The 6,332-nt window shown below is 66.4% G+C and carries 5 protein-coding genes; 4 read left to right on the top strand and 1 reads right to left on the bottom strand.

Annotated elements, in window-relative coordinates:
• The first annotated feature begins 23 nt into the window (after nt 1-23).
• The 4 genes from H926_RS0112750 to metH are packed head-to-tail and all read left to right on the top strand — an operon-like array spanning nt 24 to nt 5,690.
• Complete coding sequence (locus tag H926_RS0112750; protein ID WP_028657948.1) at nt 24-1,046, top strand: metalloregulator ArsR/SmtB family transcription factor; 1,023 nt, start codon at nt 24-26, stop codon at nt 1,044-1,046.
• A gap of 5 nt (nt 1,047-1,051) precedes the next feature.
• Nucleotides 1,052-1,993, top strand: coding sequence for a methylenetetrahydrofolate reductase [NAD(P)H] (gene metF / locus H926_RS0112745; protein WP_022676648.1), 942 nt, complete (start codon nt 1,052-1,054; stop codon nt 1,991-1,993).
• Nucleotides 1,990-3,054: a homocysteine S-methyltransferase family protein gene (locus tag H926_RS0112740; RefSeq protein ID WP_022676647.1), complete on the top strand. Its 1,065-nt coding sequence runs from the start codon at nt 1,990-1,992 to the stop codon at nt 3,052-3,054. The genes metF and H926_RS0112740 overlap by 4 nt, the downstream gene beginning before the upstream one ends.
• Nucleotides 3,054-5,690, top strand: a complete 2,637-nt coding sequence (metH, locus tag H926_RS0112735) for a methionine synthase (RefSeq protein ID WP_022676646.1) — start codon at nt 3,054-3,056, stop codon at nt 5,688-5,690. Before H926_RS0112740 ends, metH begins: the two co-directional genes overlap by 1 nt.
• Nucleotides 5,691-5,808: 118 nt before the next feature.
• Here metH and H926_RS27365 read toward each other — a convergent pair.
• Nucleotides 5,809-6,332, bottom strand: a 524-nt coding sequence (locus tag H926_RS27365; RefSeq protein WP_192816553.1) for an isoaspartyl peptidase/L-asparaginase, incomplete at its 5' end; no start/stop codon positions are given.

Raw genomic sequence — 6,332 nt, 5'->3', positions numbered from 1 at the left:
GGTTGCTTTATATCCCACTGCTCATGAACCTGCTCGAATCCTTGCGCGCCCTGGCCGATCCCACGCGCCTGCGTATCATGCGCCTCCTGGCCAGCATGGAGCTGGCCGTGGGTGAGCTTGCGCAGGTACTGGGGCAAAGCCAGCCGCGCGTCTCGCGCCATGTGAAGATCCTGTGCGATGCTGGCCTGGCCGAACGGCGGCGCGAGGGTGGCTGGGTGTTCCTGCGCGCGGCGATTGCCGAGGAAACCGCGCGGCGCGGGGCGCCCTCCGCGCTCGGCACGGCGCTGGCCCGCGTGCTTGCCGCGGCCGAGGCTGAGGACGCTGATTTCGCCCGCGAAGTGCGCGAGGATCGCCAGCATCTCGACGCGATCCGCGCCACGCGCGAGGCAAGCGCGGCCGAATACTTTGCCCGCCACGCCGCCGATTGGGACCAGTTGCGCAGCCTGCACATTGCCGATGGCCCGGTGGAAGCCGCGCTGATCGGCTTGCTCGATGCAGCCGGTGCGGGTCAGCCGCTCGGCCACCTGCTCGACGTTGGTACCGGCACCGGTCGCATGGCGCAATTGCTCGCCCCGCGTGCCAGCCATGTCACTGCGCTCGACAAGAGCCCGGAAATGCTGCGCCTGGCGCGCACGCGGCTGCAGGGCCTGCCGGCCGGACAGGTCGATCTGGTGCAGGGGGATTTCCTGTCGCTGCCGTTTGCCGATGGCGGGTTCGACACGGTGCTGTTCCACCAGGTGCTGCACTATGCCCTGGCGCCCGAGGCCGTGCTGGCCGAGGCCGCGCGCGTTACTGCCCCGGGCGGGCGCATTGCCGTGGTCGATTTCGCCGCGCACGATCGCGAGGAATTGCGCCTGGCCCATGCCCACGCCCGCCTGGGCTTTTCCGATGCGCAGATGGCCAAGCTGCTGGGCGATGCCGGGTTCACCCCGCTCGCCGAACAGGCGCTGGCCGGGCACGAACTGATCGTCAAGCTGTGGACCGCCCGGCGCCGCGATCCCGCTGCTGCTGCCGCGTCCCCCGCTTCCGCCTTTACCAAGAGCTGAGACCCATGACCCGCTACGACCAGCTGCGCGAGGCGCGCACCGCGCTCGATACCCCGCTCTTCGCCGGCCTGCCCGGCGATATCCGGGTGAGCTTCGAATTCTTCCCGCCCAAGACCGATGCGCTGATGGCCCAGCTGTGGGACGTGGTGCAGACCCTGGCGCCGCTGCAGCCCGAATTCGTCTCGGTGACGTATGGCGCGGGCGGCTCCACCCGCGATCGCACGCATGACACGGTTGCCCGCATCATCCGCGAGGCGCGCCTGCCGGCCGCCGCGCATCTTACCTGCGTCGATGCCAGCAAGGCCGAGATCCGCGCCGTGGCCGAAGCCTATTGGGAAGCAGGCGTGCGCCATATTGTCGCCCTGCGCGGTGACATGGGCGCGCCCGGCGTGCCGTTTACCCCGCACCCCGATGGCTATGCCAATGCCGCCGAACTGGTAGCCGGGCTCAAGACGATTGCCCCGTTCGACATTTCGGTCGCGGCCTATCCCGAAAGCCACCCGGATTCGCCCAGCCAGGAAGCGGATATCGACAACCTCAAGCGCAAGCTGGATGCCGGTGCGAGCCGCGCGATCAGCCAGTTCTTCTTCGAGCCGGAAACCTTCTTCCGTTTCCAGGACAAGCTGGCTGCGGCCGGGATCGATGCGCCGGTGTTGCCGGGCATTCTGCCAGTGTCCAACTTTGCCCAGACGCGCAAGTTTGCCGCTGCCTGCGGTGCGGCACTGCCAGCCTGGATGGAAAGCCTGTTCGCCGGGCTCGACACGCACCCGGCCTCGCGCCAGCTGGTGGCGGCCACGGTTTCGGCCGAGTTCTGCCGCCGCCTCTACGCCGGCGGTGTGCGCGATTTCCACTTCTACACGCTCAACCGTGCCGAGCTGAGCTATGCCATCTGCCATCTGCTGGGCCGCCGCCCGCACGGCGCCGCCGGCCTGGAGAATGCCGCATGACTGCTCTTGCCCCCAGCCAGGCGCGTGCCGCGTTGCTCGATCAGGCGCGCCAGCGTATCCTGATCACCGATGGTGCTTTTGGCACCGAGATCCAGAACCGCAAGCTGACCGAGGCAGATTATGCTGGCAGCCTGGGCCTCACCCACGACCAGAAGGGCAACAACGATATCCTGGCGCTGACGCGGCCAGACGTGCCCGAGGCGATCCACCGCGCCTATTTCGAGGCCGGTGCCGATATTGCCGAAACCAACACCTTTTCGGCCAACCGCATCAGCCAGGCCGATTATGGCGCTGAACACCTCGTGCGCGAGATCAACCTGCAATCGGCGGCCCTGGCCCGCCGCGTTGCCGATGAATTTGCCGCGCGCGATGGTCGCCCGCGCTTTGTGGCCGGCGCCATCGGCCCGACCAACAAGACGCTGTCGCTTTCGCCCGATGTCAACGATCCCGGATATCGCGAGATCGACTGGGATTTCCTGGTGGAGGTCTATCGCGAGCAGGCCGAGGCGTTGGTCGAAGGCGGTGCCGATTTCATCCTGGTCGAAACCGTGTTCGACACGCTCAACTGCAAGGCCGCGATCATGGCGGTCAAGCAACTGGAGCGGCAACTGGGCCGCGAAGTGCCGATCATGCTGTCGATGACGCTGACCGATCTTTCGGGCCGCAACCTGTCGGGCCACACGGTGGAAGCGTTCTGGTATGCCGTGCGCCACGCCCGCCCGGTGACCGTGGGCCTCAACTGCTCGTTCGGCGCCACCCAGTTGCGCCCGCATGTCAAAGCGCTGGCGGAAACCGCCGACACGCTGATCATGATCTACCCCAACGCCGGCCTGCCCAACGAACTGGGCCAGTATGACGAAGAGCCAGACACGACCGCTGGCCTCGTCGGCGAATGGGCCGTGGCCGGCCAGGTCAACGTGCTGGGTGGCTGCTGTGGTTCCACGCCCGCGCACATCGCCGCCATGGCGCGCAAGGTTAGCGGCCTGGCGCCGCGCAGCCTAGCCCAGCCCGAACCGCTCACCCGCCTTGCTGGCCTTGAACCTTTTGTGATGATCAAGTGATGACCGAACAGAACACCTCCGGGGCCACCAATTCCGGCGCCCGTTTCGTCAACGTGGGCGAGCGTACCAATGTCACCGGCTCGGCCGCGTTCAAGAAGCTGATCCTGGCGGGCGACTATGCCAAGGCGGTGGAAGTCGCGCGCCAGCAGGTGGAAAACGGCGCCCAGATCATCGACGTCAACATGGACGAGGGCCTGCTCGACGCGGTCGAGGCCATGACCACCTACCTCAAGCTGATCGCGGCAGAGCCAGACATCGCGCGGGTGCCGGTGATGATCGACAGCTCCAAGTGGGAGGTGATCGAGGCGGGCCTCAAGTGCGTGTCGGGCAAGCCGATCGTCAATTCGATCTCGATGAAGGAAGGCGAAGACGCGTTCCTGCACCATGCCCGCCTGTGCATGGATTATGGCGCCGCCGTTGTCGTCATGGCCTTTGACGAAAAGGGCCAGGCCGACACGCGGGAGCGCAAGGTGGAAATCTGCTGCCGCGCCTATGACCTGTTGATGGGTATCGGTTTTCCGCCCGAAGACGTGATCTTCGATCCCAACGTTTTTGCCGTGGCCACCGGGATCGAGGAGCACGACCGCTACGCCCTCGATTTCATCGAGGCGACGCGCGAGATCAAGGAACGCTGCCCGCACGTGCATATCTCGGGCGGCCTGTCCAACCTCTCGTTCAGCTTCCGCGGCAACGAGACGGTGCGCCGCGCGATGCACTCGGTGTTCCTCTATCACGCCATTCCCGCCGGCATGGACATGGCCATCGTCAATGCCGGGCAGCTCGACATCTACGACCAGATCGACCCGGTCTTGCGCGATGCCTGCGAAGACGTGCTGCTGATGCGCCACCCTGATGCGACGGAGCGCCTCATCGCGCTGGCCGAAAGCTTCAAGGGCAAAGACAAGGCGGCAGAAAAGGCCGCCGAGGAATGGCGCGGCTGGGACGTGGTGCGCCGCCTGGAACATGCCTTGGTCAAGGGCATGGACCAGTACATCGTGGAAGACACCGAGGAAGCCCGCGCCGCGATTGCCGCGCGCGGCGGGCGCCCGATCGAGGTGATCGAAGGCCCGCTGATGGAGGGCATGAACACGGTCGGCGACCTGTTCGGCTCGGGGAAAATGTTCCTGCCGCAGGTGGTGAAATCGGCCCGCGTGATGAAGAAGGCCGTCGCGCACCTGATCCCCTATATCGAGGCGGAAAAGCAGGCCGGTGCGCGCCCCAAGGGCCGCATCGTGATGGCCACGGTCAAGGGCGACGTGCACGATATCGGCAAGAACATCGTCGGCGTCGTGCTGCAGTGCAATGGCTATGAGGTGATCGACCTTGGCGTCATGGTGCCGTGGTCCAAGATCCTCGACACCGCGCGCGAGCAGGATGCCGATATCATCGGCCTGTCCGGCCTGATCACCCCCTCGCTCGACGAGATGGTGACCGTGGCCGAGGAAATGCAGCGAGCCGGCATGACCATTCCGCTGCTGATCGGCGGCGCCACCACCAGCAAGGTGCACACCGCGCTGCGCATCGATCCGGCCTATGACGGCCCGGTAGTCCACGTGCTCGACGCCAGCCGCGCCGTGGGCGTGGCCAGCCAGCTGTTGTCAGACACCCAGGCCGAAGGTTTCATCGCCGCCACGGCCGACGACTACCAACACGTGCGCGACGCGCGTGCGGGCAAGGGCGGATCGAAGCTGCTCAGCCTGGAAGACGCGCGCGCCAATGGCTTTGTCGCCGAATTTGCACACAAGCCGGCCCCGCCGGCGCAGCCCGGGCTGCACGTGTTCCCCGAATGGGATCTGGCCGATCTGGTCGAATGCTTTGACTGGACGCCGTTCTTCCGCGCCTGGGAACTGGCCGGCACCTATCCGGCGATCCTCGATGATGCCGTGGTGGGCGAAAGCGCGCGCAGTCTCTATGCCGATGCGCGCGCCATGCTCGACAAGATCGTTGCCGAAAAGTGGCTGACCGCCAAGGGCGTCTGCGGCTTCTGGCCGGCGGCGCGCCATGGCGACGATGTCGTGCTGCATCCCGATGACGACGAGCAGATGGTGCGCTTGCCGTTCCTGCGCCAGCAGTTTGCCAAGAGCCGGGGCCGCGCCAACTTCAGCCTGGCCGATTTCATCGATCCGGCGGGTGACTGGCTGGGCGGCTTTGCCGTGGGCATCCATGGGATCGAGCCGCACCTGGCGCGCTTCCAGGCCGGGCATGATGACTATTCCGACATCCTGCTCAAGGCGCTGGCCGATCGCTTTGCCGAGGCCTTTGCCGAACGCCTGCACAGCCACGTCCGCACCACCCTGTGGGGCTATGCACCGGGCGAGCAACTGACCAACGAGGCGCTGATCCGCGAGGAATATCGCGGCATCCGCCCCGCGCCCGGCTATCCGGCGTGCCCCGACCATAGCCTCAAGCCGATCCTGTTCGACCTGCTCGATGCGCCGGGCAATGCCGGGATCGTTCTTACGGAAAGCCAGGCCATGCTGCCCACCGCAGCAGTTTCCGGCTTCTATTTCGCCCACCCGGACAGCCAGTACTTTGGCGTGGCCACCATCGGCCGCGATCAGCTGGCCGATTATGCCGCGCGACGCGGGGTGGATCTGGCCGTGGCCGAACGCTGGCTACGCCCCAACCTGGACTAAGTTTGGGCAAAAAGCCCCCTCCTCTTCGCAAGGAGGGGGTTGGGGGTGGTGGAAAACTGGCGCGAGGTCCAGCACCACCCCCCGACCCCCTCCTCTGAAGAGGAGGGGGAGTAAAAGATCAGGGATGCACCGGCTTTTCGTCCGCGTAGATCGCCACTTCGGGCGCCTGCTTGCTGCTGATCGAGCCGCGGAACATGCCGGCGGTGTTGAGGGCAAAGCCCACGTGGCCATCGCGGTCCATCGCGATCAGCCCGCCATCGCCGCCGATTTCGGCGATTTCGTCGATCGTGTCCTGCGCCGCTTCGCCCACCTTTTCGTCGCGCCAGGCGATACGGTCGCACACCTGGCGGCCGGCGGATTGGCGGATGAAGTATTCACCCGTGCCGGTGGCAGACACCGCGCAATTGCCATCGATCGCATAAGTGCCCGCGCCGATCAGCGGGGAATCGCCGATCCGGCCCCAGCGCTTGCCGGTCAGGCCGCCGGTGGACGTGGCCGCGGCAAGGTGGCCGTGGACATCGCGCGCGACCGCGCCAACCGTGCCATAGCGGTGCTCGGGCCGCGGCGTGGCATCGAGCACACGCGGCGACAGCGCGCTGACATGCTCCTTCTTCCACGCCAGATAGTCGTTCCAGCGCTTTT

Origin of the sequence: Novosphingobium sp. B-7 (assembly GCF_000410615.1) — a bacterium.
Classification (GTDB): domain Bacteria; phylum Pseudomonadota; class Alphaproteobacteria; order Sphingomonadales; family Sphingomonadaceae; genus Novosphingobium; species Novosphingobium capsulatum.
This window is presented reverse-complemented; position numbering and strand designations above follow the sequence as displayed.